This is a genomic window from Halobacillus salinus (assembly GCF_004684905.1).
GTDB classification, from domain to species: Bacteria; Bacillota; Bacilli; order Bacillales; family Halobacillaceae; genus Halobacillus; species Halobacillus salinus.
The window spans coordinates 19,056-37,547 of sequence record NZ_SRJC01000004.1; the positions used below are offsets into that span (position 1 = coordinate 19,056).

General features: G+C 45.7%; 19 protein-coding genes. 8 read left to right on the forward strand and 11 right to left on the reverse strand.

From position 1 onward, the window contains the following. Window positions 1-73: 73 nt before the first annotated feature. Window positions 74-1,555 carry a degradosome RNA helicase CshA gene (cshA, locus tag E4663_RS14460; protein ID WP_135328147.1) on the reverse strand — a complete coding sequence of 494 codons (1,482 nt, stop codon included), beginning with the start codon at window positions 1,553-1,555 and terminating at the stop codon, window positions 74-76. Between the two features lie 231 nt (window positions 1,556-1,786). Between cshA and E4663_RS14465 the strand changes: the two genes are divergently transcribed. Both E4663_RS14465 and E4663_RS14470 read left to right on the forward strand, forming a co-directional pair. Further along, window positions 1,787-2,701, forward strand: a complete 915-nt coding sequence (locus E4663_RS14465) for a DMT family transporter (RefSeq protein ID WP_135328148.1) — start codon at window positions 1,787-1,789, stop codon at window positions 2,699-2,701. A 65-nt stretch (window positions 2,702-2,766) separates the two neighbouring features. Then, on the forward strand, window positions 2,767-3,621 hold the full coding sequence (locus E4663_RS14470; protein ID WP_135328149.1) for a DegV family protein: 855 nt from the start codon (window positions 2,767-2,769) through the stop codon (window positions 3,619-3,621). Window positions 3,622-4,022: 401 nt separating this feature from the next. Here the strand turns inward: E4663_RS14470 and E4663_RS14475 are convergent, their stop codons facing one another. The 7 genes from E4663_RS14475 to E4663_RS14500 form a co-directional block, all read right to left on the reverse strand. Next, window positions 4,023-5,300, reverse strand: a complete 1,278-nt coding sequence (locus E4663_RS14475) for an MFS transporter (protein ID WP_135328150.1) — start codon at window positions 5,298-5,300, stop codon at window positions 4,023-4,025. Beyond that, window positions 5,281-6,003: an alpha/beta hydrolase gene (locus tag E4663_RS14480; RefSeq protein ID WP_079477099.1), complete on the reverse strand. Its 723-nt coding sequence runs from the start codon at window positions 6,001-6,003 to the stop codon at window positions 5,281-5,283. The genes E4663_RS14475 and E4663_RS14480 overlap by 20 nt, the downstream gene beginning before the upstream one ends. A gap of 53 nt (window positions 6,004-6,056) precedes the next feature. Further along, window positions 6,057-6,446: a YppG family protein gene (locus tag E4663_RS14485; protein WP_158290507.1), complete on the reverse strand. Its 390-nt coding sequence runs from the start codon at window positions 6,444-6,446 to the stop codon at window positions 6,057-6,059. 115 nt (window positions 6,447-6,561) lie between these two features. After that, on the reverse strand, window positions 6,562-6,822 hold the full coding sequence (locus E4663_RS14490) for a glutaredoxin family protein (RefSeq protein ID WP_079477101.1): 261 nt from the start codon (window positions 6,820-6,822) through the stop codon (window positions 6,562-6,564). Between the two features lie 165 nt (window positions 6,823-6,987). Then, window positions 6,988-8,838 (reverse strand): ribosomal protection-like ABC-F family protein, encoded by a 1,851-nt coding sequence (gene abc-f / locus E4663_RS14495; protein ID WP_135328152.1) that lies wholly within the window; start codon window positions 8,836-8,838, stop codon window positions 6,988-6,990. Between the two features lie 107 nt (window positions 8,839-8,945). Further along, window positions 8,946-9,053 (reverse strand): RAxF-45 family protein, encoded by a 108-nt coding sequence (locus E4663_RS20325; protein WP_303047402.1) that lies wholly within the window; start codon window positions 9,051-9,053, stop codon window positions 8,946-8,948. Window positions 9,054-9,114: 61 nt separating this feature from the next. After that, complete coding sequence (locus E4663_RS14500; protein WP_079477103.1) at window positions 9,115-9,579, reverse strand: MarR family winged helix-turn-helix transcriptional regulator; 465 nt, start codon at window positions 9,577-9,579, stop codon at window positions 9,115-9,117. A gap of 193 nt (window positions 9,580-9,772) precedes the next feature. Between E4663_RS14500 and E4663_RS14505 the strand changes: the two genes are divergently transcribed. Continuing rightward, the gene (locus tag E4663_RS14505; RefSeq protein WP_338323646.1) at window positions 9,773-10,336 is read left to right on the forward strand and encodes a class I SAM-dependent methyltransferase; all 564 of its coding nucleotides are present in this window, start codon (window positions 9,773-9,775) and stop codon (window positions 10,334-10,336) included. Window positions 10,337-10,722: 386 nt separating this feature from the next. On the opposite strand, the gene E4663_RS14510 is transcribed toward E4663_RS14505, so the two are convergent. Genes E4663_RS14510 through E4663_RS14520 form a run of 3 tightly spaced genes read right to left on the reverse strand, consistent with a single transcriptional unit; the run spans window position 10,723 to window position 13,086 of the window. Beyond that, complete coding sequence (locus E4663_RS14510) at window positions 10,723-11,103, reverse strand: VOC family protein (protein ID WP_079477105.1); 381 nt, start codon at window positions 11,101-11,103, stop codon at window positions 10,723-10,725. A gap of 15 nt (window positions 11,104-11,118) precedes the next feature. Further along, a complete protein-coding gene (locus E4663_RS14515; RefSeq protein WP_079477106.1) occupies window positions 11,119-12,045 on the reverse strand; it encodes a YegS/Rv2252/BmrU family lipid kinase in 927 nt (308 codons plus the stop codon). A gap of 18 nt (window positions 12,046-12,063) precedes the next feature. Continuing rightward, window positions 12,064-13,086 carry a hypothetical protein gene (locus tag E4663_RS14520; protein WP_135328154.1) on the reverse strand — a complete coding sequence of 341 codons (1,023 nt, stop codon included), beginning with the start codon at window positions 13,084-13,086 and terminating at the stop codon, window positions 12,064-12,066. Window positions 13,087-13,307: 221 nt separating this feature from the next. On the opposite strand from E4663_RS14520, the gene E4663_RS14525 reads away from it, so the two are divergent. The 5 genes from E4663_RS14525 (at window position 13,308) to E4663_RS14545 (ending at window position 18,465) form a co-directional block, all read left to right on the forward strand. After that, window positions 13,308-13,763: a MarR family winged helix-turn-helix transcriptional regulator gene (locus E4663_RS14525; RefSeq protein ID WP_135328155.1), complete on the forward strand. Its 456-nt coding sequence runs from the start codon at window positions 13,308-13,310 to the stop codon at window positions 13,761-13,763. Continuing rightward, window positions 13,760-15,142, forward strand: coding sequence for an MATE family efflux transporter (locus E4663_RS14530; RefSeq protein WP_135328156.1), 1,383 nt, complete (start codon window positions 13,760-13,762; stop codon window positions 15,140-15,142). The genes E4663_RS14525 and E4663_RS14530 overlap by 4 nt, the downstream gene beginning before the upstream one ends. 270 nt (window positions 15,143-15,412) lie before the next feature. Next, window positions 15,413-16,084, forward strand: coding sequence for a hypothetical protein (locus tag E4663_RS14535; protein ID WP_135328157.1), 672 nt, complete (start codon window positions 15,413-15,415; stop codon window positions 16,082-16,084). Between the two features lie 18 nt (window positions 16,085-16,102). After that, the gene (locus E4663_RS14540) at window positions 16,103-17,320 is read left to right on the forward strand and encodes an efflux RND transporter periplasmic adaptor subunit (protein ID WP_135328158.1); all 1,218 of its coding nucleotides are present in this window, start codon (window positions 16,103-16,105) and stop codon (window positions 17,318-17,320) included. A 137-nt stretch (window positions 17,321-17,457) separates the two neighbouring features. Continuing rightward, window positions 17,458-18,465: an LLM class flavin-dependent oxidoreductase gene (locus tag E4663_RS14545; RefSeq protein ID WP_135328159.1), complete on the forward strand. Its 1,008-nt coding sequence runs from the start codon at window positions 17,458-17,460 to the stop codon at window positions 18,463-18,465. Window positions 18,466-18,492 lie beyond the last annotated feature (27 nt).

Genomic DNA, 18,492 nt, shown 5'->3' on the forward strand with positions numbered 1-18,492 from the left:
CTCACAGAACACGCCCACCCAGCGCCACACAAACAAAAAAAAGCCAGACCACTAGGGTCTGGCTTAAACTATATTAGTTAGAAGAGTTGCGCTTTTGGAAGTTGCCGCGCTTCCCTTTGCTTCCGTTGAAGTTACGGTTACGGGATTTGTTCTTGCTGTTGAAGTTACGCTTACCGCCACCGCGGTAGTTCTTCTTGCCGCCTTTACCTTTGTTCTTGTCGCGTTGAGCGTTTTTCACGCTGATCGGCTGAACGTGAGACAGGCGCACTGGTACTTCACTGCGTTCTTTTGTCATCATTTTCAGCGCTGCCGCTACAAGATCAGAAGCGTCATACTGCTCCAGCAGTTCGTTTGCAGATTGACTATAGTGTTTCAAATCGGTGTTACCGATCGTATCCACTAATTTGTCTACTGCTACTTTTTGCTGGCCGCGTGCTGCTTCTTCAGAAGAAGGAACTTTCAGGCGCTCGACGCGTTTCTTCGTGATTTTCTCGATCAAGTTCAGTTGATCTTTCTCTCTTGGTGTTACAAATGAGATCGATTCCCCTTTACGACCGGCACGTCCTGTACGACCGATACGGTGTACATAACTTTCTGGGTCTTGTGGAATATCGAAATTGTACACGTGAGATACATCAGAGATATCTAGACCACGTGCTGCAACGTCTGTTGCGACAAGGATTTCAATACGTCCCTGCTTGAACTTGTTCAGTGTAGACATACGCTTTCCTTGTGTAAGGTCACCGTGGATGCCTTCTGCAGAGAAGCCACGAGCCTGGAGGCCGTCAGCTACTTCGTCAACACGACGCTTCGTACGACCGAAGACGATTGCTAGGGCTGGGTCATGGATATCCAATAGACGTGTCAGTGTATCGAATTTATGCTTCTCCGGAATTTCAACGTAATACTGTTCGATGTTCTCAACAGTCATTTCTTTCGCTTTTACTTTAACTTCTTCCGGGCTGTTCATAAGCGTTGTCGCGATGTCGCGGATCGCTTTAGGCATAGTTGCTGAGAATAGCAACGTTTGACGCTCTTCAGGTAGAGCTTTCAAAATATCACGAATGTCGTCGATGAAGCCCATGTTCAGCATTTCGTCTGCTTCATCTAGTACAGCAGTGTGCACGTGGGATAGTTTAATCGTTTTACGACGAATGTGGTCTAAAAGACGTCCTGGTGTCGCAACGACTATTTGGTTGGTTTTTAGTGAACGGATTTGACGTTCCATGTTCGAACCACCATAAATAGGAAGCGCGCGAACGCCTTTCCCTTTACCTAGACGGTTCATTTCTTCCGCTACTTGGATCGCAAGCTCACGTGTTGGAGCTACAATCAGTCCTTGAACGGATTTTGTACCTTTGTTAATTTTCTCAAGCATCGGAATACCGAATGCCGCTGTTTTCCCTGTTCCTGTCTGCGCCTGGCCAATTACATCTTTACCTGCTAAACCAAGTGGAATCGTTTGTTCTTGAATCGGTGTGGTTTCTTCAAACCCCATAGTGTCTAAAGATTTTAGAATCGGGTCTGACAAACCGAGTGAATTAAATGTTGTCACTAATTTCATGCTCCTTTAAATATAAGTTCTTCTACCTTATTGTATTCCTATATACATGTAAAAAAAGCCTTCTGCCACAGGACACGGGAGAGGCTTCTCTGGTATCTTCCTGATAGATTCATTCATCATAACACATATAACATAGTTCATTCTACACATTTTCACTGTGCTTTTCAAACAGAAGAATGATAAAATAATGGAAAACTGCTGTTAACTAGAGGGAGGGTACCTGTGAATAAGCCTCCGATCCACCCATATATCATTTTGATAATACCAGTTCTTGCGATTTCTACGTCAGCAATTTTCGTGAAAGCAGCGGGAGATGCTCCTGCTTCCATGATCGCCTTTTACCGACTCCTCCTTGCTGTGTTGATCATGCTTCCTTATGTAGTATGGAAACATTTAGACGAACTCAAACAAGTTACGAAAAAAGATTGGGTTCTTGCCATGGTTTCGGGCGTATTTCTCGCCTTTCATTTCATCTTCTGGTTTCAATCCCTTCAGTACACTTCAGTCGCGAGCTCCGTTGTGCTCGTTGCACTGCAGCCAGTATTCGCCTTTGTCGGGACGTACCTTTTCTTCCAGGAACGGTTCTCGGTCGGTGCACTGCTTAGCCTCGTCATTACCGTAACAGGTAGTGCAATCATCGGCTGGGGAGACTTCCAGGTTAGTGGAATGGCCCTTTTAGGGGACATCTTAGCGATAGCAGGTGCGATGATGGTGACTGGGTACTTCCTGGTCGGACAGAATTTGCGTAGTCGACTTTCGCTTATGACTTACACCTTCATCGCTTACGGCATGTCCGCTGTCACGTTACTGATTTATAACCTAGTGACCAGTCAGCCTTTTACAGGATACGACGGAAGCCAGTGGGGCATCTTTCTTTGCCTTGCGATCATTCCGACGTTCTTCGGACATTCGCTGTTCAACTGGGCATTGAAATGGTTGAGTACTTCAACAATCTCGATGGCTTCCTTGCTCGAACCAATCGGTGCATCGTTACTTGCTTACTGGCTATTCGGCGAAATCGTCTCTTGGTCTCAGTGGCTTGGCGGAGCGATTGTGCTGTTCGGACTGATGATGTTCATTTTCAGTACAACCAAGAAAGTGAAACCGAAACTTACCCATAATACGACGAAGTCTTAGCGTGCTTACTCTAAAACACGTATTTACGTTATAATAAAACTACAATCATGAGAGCAGGTGTGAATATGACGATCCGACTATTTGTCGATGGCGGTGCCGACTTCGAACAAGGCATGATCGAACGCCACCAACTGACAGTAGTACCTCTGAACCTTCACTTTGGAGAGGAACATTATAAGACAGGGGAAACTATTGATTTACCTACTTTTTATAAGAAAGTAAGAGAAGCCGATGAGCTACCTAGTTCATCATCACCGAGCCCCAATGACTTTTACGAAAAATATAAACAAGTCGACCCCGATGATCAGATTCTTGTTCTGTCTTTGAGTTCTGGTCTCAGCAGCACATTCGAAAGCGCTGTAATGGGTAAAAACCTTCTACTGGAAGAAGAACCGGAACGTGAGATTGTCGTACTGGATACGAAAACGGCAAGCTGCGGCGTCGCCCTTCTCGTACACGAAGCATCATCCAAAATCAATCAAGGGGCCTCATTCGAAGACGTGATCGCTCACATGGAAGAACGCATTGAAAAAACGACCACATTGTTCGTATTGAAGACATTGGAGAATGTCATCAAAGGTGGACGTTTGGATCGCGTGAAAGGAACGATTGCTAAAACCTTGAACATCAAGCTATTGATGAGGGCAACGGATGAAGGCATGATCGATGTAGTGGAGAAAGTACGCGGCAATAAAAAATCCGTACGACGCTTCATCGAGCAGATCGGAGATTACGCACACAATTTTGAGGACAAGGTCATCGCTCTTTCCCACACAAACGACGAAGAGCGCGGCCGCTCCGTACTTGAAACCATCAAAGATCGCTACAACTTCAAACAAGGCTTATTCATGGACATGGGCCCACTCATTTCCACATACGCCGGAGAAGGCGGACTTGTCATCGCCTTTTTCAAAGACTAATAGAAAACCCCCGTCAGTTATCTGACGGGGGTTTTTTATGTCGTTGATAAAGTATGCATTGATCCTTTGTCCGTGCTCTTCGCAGGAGGCACTTCATCCCTACTAGACAAGAGTTTGTGGGAACAGAACCTATAAATAATGGACTTCCTTCTCCTATCATGAAAGTAGCGTAATGAGGGAGGTTCAAACTACTTAGGGTAAAGGTGTTGGAGAAACGATGAGACTCCTACGGGAGCATAGTACAGTCTGAGACCCCGCAACGACCGAAGGAAGAGAGGAGGCTCAGCGGACGCCCGTGGAACGCGAGTCGTTTCTCCAACACCGTCTCACAATACCTTATAGAACCGACAGTACTTACTCGTCTATTTGAAGCTGGTCCTGTTATAAAGCACGAAGTTCTCTCACCCATGATAGTCTTCATACTTAGGCTGAGGCGACGATAACGCCAGAATCGTTGCCGTCACCGGGAACAACAGCGTCAACAAGATGACCTCCTGATACCCACCGAGCCAGTCGTAGAAAATACCGAACGGCAGCGGCCCAAGCGCTGAGCCGATGACCATCACGGTTTGAGCAAGCCCCTTAATGCTCCCCAAATGCTCGCGTCCGAAGTAATTCGGCCACACAATCGATAACACAATCCGTTCAAAGCCATTCACAAATCCCCAGAAAACGCCGAAACCAAGCGCCATCCACCAAGAGTTCGTAAAGAATAGCAGGAGAAGCGTCATGACGTGACCGAAGAATGTGATGGCAAGTATGTAATGGACAGAGAAACGATCGACTAAGTAGCCGCTGATGAAGGTGACCGGAAATCCGATGACCGCCATAAGAGTAAGAACGAACGCGGCCACACCAGTACCAAGCCCTTTCAAGTCCATGATCGAAACGATATGGAAGGTGATTGCCGTGTTGACCAATGCCGGCACCGTGACACAGAAGAGAATGAACCAGAACGCTTTGGTCGCCATCGCTTCTTTAAGCGTCCAGCTTTTTTCATTTACCTCCGCGGTCTCCGCAGGATTCTGCTCCCCTTTTACCGGCTTAGGGGTCCCATCAGGTATTTCCCCTATGGACTCTGGCTTGTTGCGCACCAGAAAGTAAGCAAGTGGTACGAATATTACAAGTAGTGCTACTCCCCACATGCCCCACGTCATCCTCCAGCCGAAGGTTTCAATCGCCCACGTGTTCAGTGGCGGTAGTAGGGCGGAACTTGCAAAACCACCGATCGCCATCACACTCAGTGCTCGTCCTCTTTTTTTAATGAACCATTGCGGTACAAGTGTGTTTGGAATCAACGTCATCGATCCTTGTCCGAATAGACGGATCATGAAGAACCCGAAGAACATCATGACGGCGCCGATCAAAAAAGCATTCCAAAACAATGCGACTGCAAGCAACAGTCCGACACCGACCATCATGGCCCGCTGACCGAAGTGGTCGATGAAGCGTCCCACCATGAACATCGCAAGTCCTGCACACAACGTAGCACCGGAGTAAATACCGGATACGAGAGACCTAGAGTAACCAAAGTCCTCGATATAGTAATCTATGAAAATGGAAACGGAATACGTTTGCCCAGGCCCAGAGAAGAATACCCCAAGCCCAGCAATGAAAACGACGACCCAGCCATAGTAAAACGGTGTCTCGATCGGCGCTTTACTGTTTTGTTGACTCATCCTCTACCCCCTCAAGATCGATCAGGAACTCCAACACACGGTTGAACAGCTCGTCCCGGTCTTCCCCGTGACAGATGAGATGCTTGGAATGCTTTAAGTACACGACTTCCCGATCTTCTGCTCCGAGCTCTTGATCGAGGAAATCCGCCGCACTTCGAGGCACCATTCCATCCAACTCCCCTTGAATAATGAGCACTGGACAGTGAACGTCCGCTAAGTAAGGCTTCGTAAATTGTACGCATTTCATGAATTCTAGAGTGGAGAACCAGTAAGTTTGTTTTAGTTTCTTCTGATAACGAAGAAATAGTTCATTCGATAATAATAGACCTTTCCAGGCGTCCATACACATTTCGACGATGTCTTTGTACATTTGCGGCAGACTGACGTACTTTCCTGCTGCTGATAATAGAACGAGACGTTTGATATCGTATTTTGCAGCTAAGTAAGAAGCGATCATACCACCCATGGAAAAACCGATGATGACAATCGTGTCATTCCGTTTCTGCAAGTCCAGTAATGCCAATTCAGCCGTCGCCACCCATTCTTGATAGTAATGGCCTTCAAGGTCGAGTTCTTCACCGTGACCAGGAAGTGTCGGGTTGACCATCTCCCAATCGGTTCTAATCTTTAAATAATCCACCAAAGGCTGCACTTCTTCTGGACTTCCGGTGTAGCCATGGATACATAAACACCCAACACTCATACTGAACCCTCCGCCTCTATGTACTGCCAAGTAACACGCAGGAAGTCTGCGTGTTACTTGATCCCTTTAACAAAGGTACCGATTCCTTTTACAAGCGGACTCACCTGTTGAAAGGTTTTCATCATTGACCCTGTCGTTGACATCATTTTATCAAAATCAAACTGCCCTTGGTCATCTTGGAAATAATTCATTACGGATTTCTGAATACCGCTTCCGTTGAAACCATTGAAACCTTTGGCTTCGGTTCCGGTTCCCTGAACATTTTCAGTATATCCTGGATAATAGTAACTATACGGATTCTGCACCTGATACCCTTGATAGCCATTCATCGGGTATTGAACGGGCATATTCTGCTGGTACCCGTTCGGATACATATTCCTTCCATACAAATAAGCAGCTTGATATCGTGCCCAGTCCTGATACTGGTTATAATTCGGATACATGATGGACCACCTTTTGACCATATTTACTAATAGCCTATGTACTCCACCGAAAAAAGTGAAAAAAAAACAAGTGATCCAATGATCACTTGAACGGTTAAGAAAAATTCATGGCATCTTAATTGAATTGTTTCGCTTCATACGGTATCCCTAGGATTCGTTTCAGCTTTCTCTCCTGAAAACCAAGAACCTTTTCACCATCCACGAATGTTGCTGGTGTTCCATATACCTTTTGCTTCTGGAGCTCTTTAAAATACTCACGGTTATCCGAAATATTGCGCTCCTCGAAATCTATATTCCATTCAGATAGTTTGGTTATCACTGACTCACAATGCACACAATCACGACTTGTGTAAACGACAACCTTAGAGTCAATCATAGCTGTCCCTCCCCTTTTTGTTACCATTACATCTCTATATTTTACTAATATGTTACCCACATTACACAATTGTAAACGTCCGATTCCATGTTAAATTGTACCTACAGAATTGTAAAGGTGTCATTCAAGACCCAAAAAAGGCAGCGGTGATCCCGCTGCCTTCTGTTATGATTCCATCCACTCGGCATACAGAGCTTCTAGTTGTTGATCAAGCTGCTCCCTTTCCTTCTCAAGTTCTGAGAGCTGACTCCATTCCATTTCTTGTTCCATCTGACTGATAACAGCTTCTTTCTGCTCTTCAAGCGAGGCAATCTGTTCTTCCACCGCCGGTCCTTCCTTCTTCTTCATAGACGAAGGCTTAGGAGTAGGTGTTTTTACTTCAACAGTTTCTTTCTCTTTAGAGAGTGCCTTCCAATGCTCACGCGTTTCATCATAGTTACCAATATAACGATGTAGGACACCGTCTACTAAATAAGCGGTATCCGTGAAACACTGGTTCAAGAAGTAACGGTCGTGTGAGACGCCGATCACGGTGCCTTCGAAGCGATTCACCGCTTCTTCCAACACTTGCTGTGACTCTACATCTAAATGGTTCGTCGGTTCATCAAGGACCAGTACGTTGATGCCTTGGTGCATAAAGATGGCGAGTTTTAGACGCATCTGTTCTCCGCCGCTGAGATGTCGGATTCTCTGAAAAACATCGTATCCATAAAACATGAACCCAGCTAAGATGTGGCGCGCCTGCCCTTCCGTAACGCGTATGAACTCGCGGAAATAATCGATCATACGAACATCGCGATCTGCATCTTGCAGAGGGTTTTGTGGCAAATAACCGATTTCAACGGAAGGCCCCATTTTAATAAGGCCCGCATCTTGCGTTTCCTGTCCTAGTACAATCTTCAGGAACGTCGACTTGCCGCTTCCGTTACCTCCGACTATTGCGACCCTCTCTCGATTACGGACGTGTAGATCAACACCTTGAAGCACCTGTCTACCACCGTAGGATTTCCTCACGTCGTCTGCGACTAGAATGTCTTTGCCAAGCCGCCCTTCTGCCTCAAGCGATAAATTCATCTTCTTCGGATCGAGGACAGGACGGTCTAGCTTTTCCATCCGCTCGAGCGCTCGCTCCATGCTTTTCGCTTTCTTGAACAGTTTCGGGTTGGGAGGATTCGCTTCGTTGGCCCACTGTCTGAGCCGTTTGATCGCTTCTTTCATTTTCTTTATCTTCTTCTGTTGCTCTTGATACTGGTGAAATTCCGCAAGCAATTTTTCTTCTTTTTGCTTCTCAAACGAGGAGTAGTTCCCTTTATAGACGTCTACATCACCAGACTCTAAATCATAAATATCTGTCACGATGTGGTCTAGGAACAGCCGGTCGTGCGAAATGATGCACATCGCCCCGTCATACTGCTGCAAATAACTCTCCAACCATTCGATAGCCGGAAGGTCGAGGTGGTTCGTCGGCTCATCGAGTAAGAGCACATCCGGACTTTCCAATAAGATCTTGGCAAGTCCGAGCTTTGTTTTCTCACCACCGCTTAACTGATGGAATGGCTGCTTTAACAGGTGCAAGATTTGAAGTCCGTTCGCTACTTGATCGATAGAGGATTCCATCTCATAGCCACCCGCCTGAGCGAATCGTTCCTGCCACTCTCCGTATTGGATCAATGCTTTTTCCATTTTGTCTGGGTCAGTCATCTCTTGTTCCAGGGTCTCCATTTTCCTCGTCATTTCAAGTAGGGATGCGAAGGCGGAGGTCAAGTAGTCCCTCCCTGTGCCTTCCCACTCTTCAGGTATTTGCTTCAAGTAGCCGATTGTTAGTCCTTTACGGATGAAAAGGTCTCCGCCATCAAGCGGTTCTTCTCTCGTCATCACTCGGAACAACGTTGATTTCCCGCTTCCGTTACGTCCGACAAGACCGACGCGCTGTCCTTCTTTCAATTCTAATTGAAGGGATTCAAATAGCTCGCGTCCACCGACAATTTTATATAAATCTTTGATTGTAATTAGCATTATATTTTCCTCCTAAAGACATTTGGGCACAAAAAAAGCCAGAGGTCCCGTTCCCTCTGACTTTGGTCGTGTATAAAGATCAGATATGAGACGTTACATGATTACCACTATTCAGCTGTAAAAAAGGACATACGTGTCCCGTCAGCAGCAGAATCATGGATAATTGCACGGCAAAAGTAATTCAGTTCATCAGCGATTGCGTGCACATGTAACATAGCCTCATACCTCCTTTAGTCTTTAGAATACATTCATTATACAGAAAAAAACGTTTTCATTCTAGTTCTTTTGTTGATCTGCGTAACGCCCGAGCTTCTTCAACAGCTCTGCAGCGTCTCTCTTTTCCTCTTCTGTCAAGCCACCTGTGATCTGTTTAATCTGCTCCCAGTGATCCGGGAAGATACCATGAAGCAATTCTTCACCCTTTTCCGTAATACTCGCATACGTAATTCTGCGGTCTTTCGGACAAGGGACCCGCTCTAGGTATTCTTTCTTCTCCAGCTTGTCCACCACGTAGGTGATACTTCCACTGGCTAAAAGAATCTTCTCGCCGATTTTTTGGAGCGGCTGTGCTCCTTGGTGATATAAAAGCTCAAGCACCCCAAATTCGGTCGGATTGAGTCCGTATCGCTTGATATCGTCTTTGACGAGATCAGCGATTGCCCGCTGCGCTTTAGTCAGCACAACGAACAACTTCAATGAAGGGTCCTGTTTTTTCTCGTTGTATTGTTCGTGTTCACTCATAGTTTTCGCCCTTTCTTCTTTGTTCACGTTACCGTAAGTATAAGTTCAATGTCATTTAATGGTCAAATGTTCCTCCGGATTTTTTTGGATTACAAAATCATGTGTGGGATAATAGACACATACTTTTTGAAAGCGGTGAACCAATGTGGTTGAAGATACTGGAGAACGAGTGATTCCAGCGTATATGGATCCAATGAACAATTTATTGCTTGAGCATATCGCCCGCTACCAATTCGCTTTACCTTATGTAAGAGGACGAGTTCTGGACTTATCATGCGGAGCTGGATATGGCACGCACATGGTTGCAAAAGGTCGTAAAAACGAAGTGGACGAGGTAGTAGGGGTGGACCTTGACCAAGAGATCATCGACTACGCTAAAGCCACCTATTACCATCCGAATTCAACGTTCGTCACAGGCGACGCAACAGACCCAGACCTCATTGAAAAAGTCGGTACATTCGATTGCCTGTTAAGTTTTGAAACGTACGAGCATATTGAGGATGAACAGCGTTTGTTCGACAATTACAAGAAGCTACTTCGTCCTGGTGGAACATTGATCGTTTCCACTCCGTTCGGAAAGGGACGCGGAATAGAGTGCGGCTCTCCGTTTCATGTCCATCAAATCACACCTGAAGAATTCAAAGCACTGTTCGATGACTTTGATGATAAGGAATTCTTCTATCAAGATGGTGTACTCATTGAACCCCCTCGAGACAATGTTTACTACCCTCTCGGCATCTCCGTCTGCCACAATTAAAGCGCTGAATATTCGGCGCTTTTTTCGTGAGTGTCGAGAGCCGATAAAATGCTTTCGCCTCTGTTTTATGCAGTAAGCCGGGTTGAAGCAACCGGTCGCGCCACGCGGGCAATTGTGAATCTCCTGTATTATTGAGGAGGAACTTTTCCGCTACTCCACCACCCTTGTGAGACCATAACCACTTACCGTTGTAAAGAAACGTTCGGTTCTGTTCTCACTACTCATGGCACAGTGGGGTGGAAAATGGGAAGACTCCTGCGGGATGCACGGACAACGGCGAGACCCCACAGGGCGTTAGCCCGAGGAGGCTCGGCGTCCGCCGCGGAAAGCGACCTATTTTCTACCCCACTGTCCACTTCCTCTCATGACAGAACCGTTTTCTTACCTTACTTTTGGATAGTCCCACAGATCATGACAGTGTTACGGTCGGGGTCTTCTATGTTGAACCAGCCAAAGTCTCCGTGTTGCTCGATGTCCCTTGTGATCGTTACTCCATTCGCTTGCAATTGGTCATAACTATGTTTCACATCTTCCGTAAAGAAATTGAACACAGGAGTTTGAACAGGTTCAAATACGTGTTCAGGATCGAAAGTATGGTCATCGATCGTAAGGTGCACGCCTTCATGTACGGGGATGTTATAGACGGGCGATTCGACTTCTGATTCGTTATAAGGCAAATCAAGCAACCAGCTATACCAAGCTGCCGATCGCTTCAAATTCTCCGTATGAATAAACACGCCATGGACTGCCTGCTTTAGTATGGACATCGTTTTTCTCTCCTTTTATTGATTTTGATGGGAAGGATCGAAGCGTCCAGATTGACCGTTCAGGAAGGTGAAATGCTCAGGCAAGACTTCAATGTGTGCTGGTGTACTCCCTTTGATTTCCCCATCCATGTCGACCTCTTGAACCGAGTCGATCTCTATTTTGATTTTCTTACCTTGTCTATGGTGGAGTTCTTGGAAGCGGCTTTCGTCTGTTCCGGGCTGCCCCATTGTCATTAGTTCCTTGAACAACGTCAAATTCGAGTTCTTGATGATCAATACGTCAAACTTACCGTCTGAAACATCAATGGCTGGCACCGGTAACGGTCTTGTACCAATGAAACGGCCATTCATCACGACTACCATGACAGCCTCGCCTTCCACTTTCTCTCCGTCCACATCGATCTTGAATTCGAAAGGGTCCGCCTGATTCATTGTTTTCAATGCACTGATAAAGTAGCTGAGAACGCCGAACCTCGCTTTCTGTCCTTCGTCGATGTTGAAAGAAGTCTGTGTGACGAGACCGATCCCCCAGAAATTCAGGAAGTAATTTCTCTCCGTGCGGCCGACATCCACAGGCTGTTCTTCGCCTTCTACTAAGGCGCGGGCTGCTTGTTGTAAATTCTGTGGCATATCCATCATTCGGCTGAAATCGTTGCATGTACCACCAGGCAGAATACCAATTACAGGACGCTTCTCGAGTTCTGCTAAGCTATTTATACATTCATGGACGGTACCATCCCCGCCTAATATGATCATCACATCGACTTCGCTGCCATACTGCTGGCAAACGTCTTTCAATTCATCAATGCTTTCTGTCTGAATGGAAGTTAACTGTTTGACTGCTTGAGCAATGACAGGCAGTACTTGCGATAGTTGAGGCTCCATCTCTTTGTTTCCTGCATTGCCATTAAAGATAAACAGTCCTTTTTCATAACGAGGCATTGTTCCTACACTCCTTCTTTACTCATCCAAAAATTCCACACCCTTTGATTGCAACTCGCTAAGAAAACGCTCCGGCTCATCTACTGAAATACATATTGTACGAACGGAACGCGTCCTGCCGAAAGCTAAATAAGCTAATAAAGGGGTACGTAGTGTCAAGACAAAGTCTGGGACCGGCGTTTCCAACCCGGTTAGTGTCAGCGACAAGGATGAGCGATGTTTGATTGGTTCTTTTCCAAGATGAATGGTTTTAATCTGATGGATTGGGACATCGATGTGAAACCGAAGTCCTTTTTGTATATGTAGATCGTGTTGCCGGATAATGATCGGGGATTTCCGGATAGCTTGGTAGTCCGCAATGATAAATAACAGAGCATACACATCCAGAATAGTGGCAACCCAAGCTACTGTATGGTTATATTGCGCAAGCATTGCATGGACGGCTATGATCTCGATGGCCATCGCGTGGACGAGCATGAGAAAGACTCCGAGATACTCGCTTTTTTTGTGGTAGGAAAAGGCACCCTCCTGCTTCGGTACCGTATCCAAATGCGGCAATAGCGAATACCTGATTGCTGCTGCGTCTGTTACAATCAAGCCTGCCCCCTTCTTAAGCAACGTTAAACGCGGGGGTTGGAAAGTAAGTTCGTTCGCCTTTTTCATACGGGGTAATAGGTGATATCCATCCGCTTCCCTGAAGATGCGCTTCCACCTGAGAAAGTAGCGGAATAATACGATCATCAAGAGACATTCCGATAAGACCAGAACCCCCTCGGCTATCACTATGCCTGTGTTTAAGTAACCGATGTTGCTTTTCACCCCGGAAGGGACGACTAACTGAATGAACAAAACGCTCAGAAAGAATAAAGGGACAAAAACGGACAAGGTAGGCTTTCGTCTTAGGACAAACAGAAAGAGGACAGTTGGAATAATTACCAACATGTCGATCAGCGTCCCCAACACCACAGCCGGTGGGATATCCACAGTCAAGCCGCCTCGGTACAAAAGCAGATTGGATAACAGGACTAAACCAATGAACATCAAACCGAAAATCGTTTTTCGATTTCTAGTGTGGAAAACCTCTATGACTACCCCCTCCTTGTCATTTCCTTTATTTTACTACAAGCGCTTAGGGAGAACTAGTTCTGTCTCTTTCAGTACCCTTATGCCAGACTTTCATAAACGTTTTACAAGGAGAAAACAAAATGATTTACTTCTTAAAGGATGTAAATTATACTTAATTTGTTTAGGGGGCTAAGTAAATGAAAAACAGTGAATTCCGGAACCTTCCTGGATACAATATCCATGTCGTTTCGCACTTTTTACAAAATATATATAACGAAAAACTCGGGGAGCATGACTTGACCCATGCCCAGTCCAAGGTCATCTTCTTCCTTGCTAAATACGGAAAGCAATCCCAAACCGAATTACAGAACCGGTTATTCATCCGTCCGTCATCGATGAACGGTATTATTGATTCTCTATTGAAGCACGGAAGAATCTCCAAAGAGCCGAGTGAACATGATAAACGCACGAAGATGGTCGCTTTGACTCAAGCTGGTCATGACCTGAAAGAGATCATCACAGACATCATCCAGACAATTGAAGAGCAATTGACTGCAGGAATTCCTGAGGAGGAAATCATTGCAATGGTGAGTACTTTGCAGCGCATGCAAGACAACATGCGACCAGACTGCCATAGGAGGGACAGCGAATGAAAGAACAAAGTCAACGTCTAGGAACACAACCGATACCTAAACTCCTTGCCAATCTATCTATTCCAGCCATGATCGGCATGTTCGTCATGGCATTGTATAACGTCATCGACACCCTCTTCATTGCAAGAGGAGTCGGAATTCTTGGTGTATCAGGCGTGAGTATCGGCTTTCCTGTCATGATGATCATGATGGCTATAGCCGCTGCGGTCGGTATTGGTGGTGCTTCCGTTATCTCCCGCCGACTAGGCGAGAATAAACCGGACGAAGCAGACCGAGTTTTCGGGAACGTCTTGTTCTCCATTCTTATCGTCAGTTTGTTCGGCTTCATCGGAGCGTTTACGTTCTTAGAGCCACTCTTGCATCTTTTCGGTGCGACAGAGAACATCATGCCATATGCAAAGGATTACTTGTTCCCGATCATGTTGGGAGCTGTTTTCTTCTCCTTCGCTTTTACAACGAATAACATCATTCGTTCGGAAGGTAATTCTCGTTTTGCGATGATGACGATGATCATTCCGGCAGTATTGAACATTATCCTGGACCCTATCTTCATCTTCACGCTGAATATGGGAGTCCAAGGGGCTGCCTTAGCTACCGTCATCTCACAAGCGAGCGTATCGATTGTCATCTTGTTCTATTTCTTGCGAGGAAAGTCATCCCTGAATGTTCACCTTTCTTACTTGAGACCTCAATGGAAGGTGCTTAAAGAGGTCGTGACAATCGGTATGCCTGCTTTTATCCGTCAAGTATCCGGAAGCGGTATGATGATTGCCATTAACTTGATGCTTATCAAGTTCGGAGGGGAATTCGAAGTCGGTGTTTTCGGAATCGTCCAGAAGCTAGCCATGTTTACCATCATGCCGATGATCGGTGTCCTTCAGGGTATGCAGCCGATAGTCGGGTACAACTATGGTGCACAGAACTTTGCACGCCTGAAAGAGACGGTCCAATTAGGTTTGAAGGTCGTCTCTATCATCTCCGCAGGGATCTTTATCATCATGATGGTCTTCCCTGAAAACTTGATGAACATCTTCACAGGAGATAATGCCACCATTGAAACTGGTGCTGGAGCGATCCGGATCATGTTCGCCCTATCCATGTTGATCGGTGCTCAAGTTGTCAGCGGTGGATTATATCAAGCGTTAGGAATGGCGAAGCCGGCGCTTGTCCTGTCTATGGCACGACAAGTACTATTCCTTATTCCACTGGTGTTGATTCTTCCTTATGCATTCGGGGTCAATGGCGTCTGGATCGCCTTCCCAATAGCAGACTTGCTTGCATTCGTTCTATCGATGGTCTTTCTCTTCAGAGACCGTGACCTATTTTTTAAATCGAAACCATCACAAGACAGTGAATATAAAGCAGCTCCAACTCCGTAAACCTAAGAAGCCTGGCGTCCTCGTCAGGCTTCTTTTATTTAACAAGGACTATCGATTCTGAATGGATTAGTGAAACAAAACAGCCCACGAGTTCGTCTTTATAAAGATCCGTAAAAAAATCAGGGGATTTTGTCGTCTCTCAGGGGAAATCAGGCTATCAATCGACAGCCTTTAACTTTTTCTTCCATGAATCTATTATCATATAGCATGAAGTGCCAAATTCAGTTAAAATAAGTAAGGTGTAGATAAAGACAAAAGGTGGACCGCTTTATGTATTCAGTGAATTTAGCGCAGCTGTTCCTCAACCGGGATGATCATCTATTCCGACTGAAGCGTGCAGAAAGAATCAAGAATGTATGGAATCTATTATTCTTTTTATTGGTATTGACGTTACTTACATACATATGGATGACTTGGCTTGGACTCGGATCAGACTCGATTTCTCCTAATATGACAGCCTTGAACCGAGTAGAATATGAGTTTCAGAAAGCATGGTTTCTAATAGGACGGGTCGGGTATGCTCTCCTATTCTATTTGTTCACCCTATTCATTACGCCGTTTATATTCTGGCTGTTTAACGATGTCGCTTATAAGAAGATCATTGTACTGCAGATGAATGTGCTCCTCATCTTATTATTAGAGCGTATAACATGGATCCCCCTGATGGTGTACGCAGGGCTTGATTGGTACGTTTCACCGTTTTCATTCGGTGTCATCGCCTCTTATTTCACCGGTTTGGAATATGTTATTTATTTCTGTGGAACGATCTCTTTATTTCAGCTCTTTGTGATTTGGTACCAAATTAAATGGCTGCAGACGATGTCCCATACAAGAAAAGTATGGATTTGGATCGGTGTCCTCATATGGCACTTATTAATGTGGGCAGGAGCTGCTGCATTATCCTATTACGACCTGTTGCTCCACAATTTAATCATCAGGTAAGAGAAGGTGTGGATACAGATGAAAACCAAAAATTATGCGGGTAGAATCATAGGTTTACTCATCATCGCTTTAGTCGCGACGAACTCCTTCTTGATATTCTTTGATGAAGAAGGGCGTGTTGAACAGAAATCGTATGTCGAGGAATGGTCAAAATCAACGACATACAACTTGTTTGAGCGACTAAACGTAAATGGTGTATTTGCTTCAGATGATGAGAATGAAGTTTATTTCGATGAGAGCATCGGCTCTTTTCAAACGTTTCAAGTGGAAGAAGGTCAGGTCGTCCAAGAGGGCGATGACTTATATACGTATCAAGTGACCGATTATGGTACTCAAGAAGCTGAGCTTGAGGGCGAGATTGATCGTCTCGAAGAAGAGATCGATGCCATCGAAGACTACGTGGATGAACTGGAAGACTATGATATCCCAGAACCAGAAAGCGATGACGACTCAAGCGATCCGCCTTCCTACGTAGAAACCGAATACTTACAGGAAGCTGATATTGCCGAACAAGATGCAGAACTTGAGAAGAAACGCGCTATGCTTGATATGGTGCAAGATCAACTGGATCAACTTCAGGATGACGGAGAGGAAATTACGGTTACGAGCCCTTATAACGGTACAGTAACGGATGTCTCCAAAGATCTACAAGCACCACTTCTTACGCTAAAAGCAAGTAGTTTAATTGTCACAGGAGAGTTGAACGAAGAAGAACGGCAGCAAGTAGAACAGGATATGCCTTCTCAAGTTACAGTAGAAGATATAGAACTGGAAACATCCGGCACCTTAACGTCCATTCATGACTTCCCTGAACAAGTGGAAGTTCAGCGTTCCAGCCGCTATCCGTTCGAAGTGACATTGGAAGGCGAAGCAGAAAACGTCCTTCCAGGGTACCACGCTGATGTGGAAATCATTACAGACTCAGCCATTAATGCTGTTACGGTACTCGATAATGTTCTCCTGACAGATGAAGACCTGTACGCGTGGGTCATGAATGAACAAGGTGTACTAGAACGAAGAGCTGTAGAGACCGGTATTGAAGAGCAAGGGTTGATTGAAGTGGAAGAAGGATTAGCCGAGGGAGAATGGCTTGCTGCGGAACCAAAAGATGAATTCCGTCATCAAGCTCCTTTCCTTACCCCAATCCATTTACGCGACCTTTCTGTTAAACGTTTGTTGGATTCAGAATTAGGTGACTGGAAAACTTACGGTCTGTTCGGCATTCTTAGTAGATAACACCAAAGCTTGAGGGCTACCCCCCTCAAGCTTTTTTCAATGAAGGGGAGTGCCTTCCGAGGTTGATAATATAGTATATTCATTGCATCTGTTCTTCTAAGATGGGAAGATATAAGCACGATAAAGGGGGTAATCAGATGAAATTAAGTGTATTAGACCAGTCTCCCCTCTTACCAGGGATGACCCCTCATGATGCGCTGCAGCAGACGACAGAACTTGCGAAGTGGACAGACGAGCTCGGGTTCCACCGTTATTGGGTTTCGGAACACCATAGTACAGAAAGCTTGGCCGGATCCGCTCCTGAGATCCTTGTCAGTCACCTGGCTGCACATACAAACAATATCCGTATCGGTTCTGGTGGAGTATTACTCCCTCACTACAGTTCTTATAAAGTAGCAGAAGCATTCCGCGTGTTAGAAACGCTTCATCCAGGTCGAATTGACCTCGGTGTCGGGCGAGCTCCTGGCGGAATGCCAAACGTAAATCTCGCCCTGAACAAAGGAAAACTACCAACCATTGAAGACTATCCGGCTCAGGTGGAAGAATTGATGGCTTACCTTCACGGCCAAGACCCGTATGGTCAAGAGGTCTATGCGACTCCAAGAGGGGAAACAGCCCCTCGTGTTTGGATGCTCGGATCAAGCGGGACGAGTGCTAGATTGGCAGCCGATTTAGGGACCTCCTATTCTTTCGCCCACTTCATCAACGGCAGAGGTGGTACTCGAGCAATGGACAGGTACAAGCGTTATTTCTCCCCGTCTATGCAACAAGGGGAACCGCAAGGCAATATTTCGGTGTTTGTTGTATGTGCCGAGACGAACGAAGAAGCTGAATACTTGGCCTCCAGTCTTGACCTTGCCCTTTTAAGAATTGAGCAAGGAGGACGCCACACTCATTTCCCTTCATCCGATGAAGCCATTCACCACCCCTATACAATGGCTGAACTCGATCGTGTACAGGAAAATCGCAACCGGATCATCGTCGGTACACCTGATGAGGTCAAGACCTCTATTGAGCAGCTTGCCGAGGAATACAATATAGAAGAGGTCATGTTGAACACCATCGTCTCTCCGTTTGAGAAGCGACTGAAATCTTATGAATTGATTGCGGAAGCATTCAAATTAACACCCTCCCTTCAAAAATAATTGAAGTCTTCACCCGTCAAGCCCTGT

What these genes read in the sequence shown, in the direction of transcription:
- E4663_RS14540 (WP_135328158.1), top strand. Translation starts at nt 16,103, where the DNA reads ATGAAAACCAAAAATTATGCGGGTAGAATCATAGGTTTACTCATCATC.
- E4663_RS14505 (WP_338323646.1), top strand. Translation starts at nt 9,773, where the DNA reads ATGAACAATTTATTGCTTGAGCATATCGCCCGCTACCAATTCGCTTTA.
- E4663_RS14510 (WP_079477105.1), bottom strand. Translation starts at nt 11,103, where the DNA reads ATGTCCATACTAAAGCAGGCAGTCCATGGCGTGTTTATTCATACGGAG.
- E4663_RS14480 (WP_079477099.1), bottom strand. Translation starts at nt 6,003, where the DNA reads ATGAGTGTTGGGTGTTTATGTATCCATGGCTACACCGGAAGTCCAGAA.
- E4663_RS20325 (WP_303047402.1), bottom strand. Translation starts at nt 9,053, where the DNA reads ATGTTACATGTGCACGCAATCGCTGATGAACTGAATTACTTTTGCCGT.
- E4663_RS14525 (WP_135328155.1), top strand. Translation starts at nt 13,308, where the DNA reads ATGAAAAACAGTGAATTCCGGAACCTTCCTGGATACAATATCCATGTC.
- E4663_RS14535 (WP_135328157.1), top strand. Translation starts at nt 15,413, where the DNA reads ATGTATTCAGTGAATTTAGCGCAGCTGTTCCTCAACCGGGATGATCAT.
- E4663_RS14545 (WP_135328159.1), top strand. Translation starts at nt 17,458, where the DNA reads ATGAAATTAAGTGTATTAGACCAGTCTCCCCTCTTACCAGGGATGACC.
- E4663_RS14485 (WP_158290507.1), bottom strand. Translation starts at nt 6,446, where the DNA reads ATGTATCCGAATTATAACCAGTATCAGGACTGGGCACGATATCAAGCT.
- E4663_RS14515 (WP_079477106.1), bottom strand. Translation starts at nt 12,045, where the DNA reads ATGCCTCGTTATGAAAAAGGACTGTTTATCTTTAATGGCAATGCAGGA.
- E4663_RS14490 (WP_079477101.1), bottom strand. Translation starts at nt 6,822, where the DNA reads ATGATTGACTCTAAGGTTGTCGTTTACACAAGTCGTGATTGTGTGCAT.
- abc-f (WP_135328152.1), bottom strand. Translation starts at nt 8,838, where the DNA reads ATGCTAATTACAATCAAAGATTTATATAAAATTGTCGGTGGACGCGAG.
- E4663_RS14470 (WP_135328149.1), top strand. Translation starts at nt 2,767, where the DNA reads ATGACGATCCGACTATTTGTCGATGGCGGTGCCGACTTCGAACAAGGC.
- E4663_RS14530 (WP_135328156.1), top strand. Translation starts at nt 13,760, where the DNA reads ATGAAAGAACAAAGTCAACGTCTAGGAACACAACCGATACCTAAACTC.
- E4663_RS14475 (WP_135328150.1), bottom strand. Translation starts at nt 5,300, where the DNA reads ATGAGTCAACAAAACAGTAAAGCGCCGATCGAGACACCGTTTTACTAT.
- E4663_RS14500 (WP_079477103.1), bottom strand. Translation starts at nt 9,579, where the DNA reads ATGAGTGAACACGAACAATACAACGAGAAAAAACAGGACCCTTCATTG.
- E4663_RS14520 (WP_135328154.1), bottom strand. Translation starts at nt 13,086, where the DNA reads ATGTTCATTGGTTTAGTCCTGTTATCCAATCTGCTTTTGTACCGAGGC.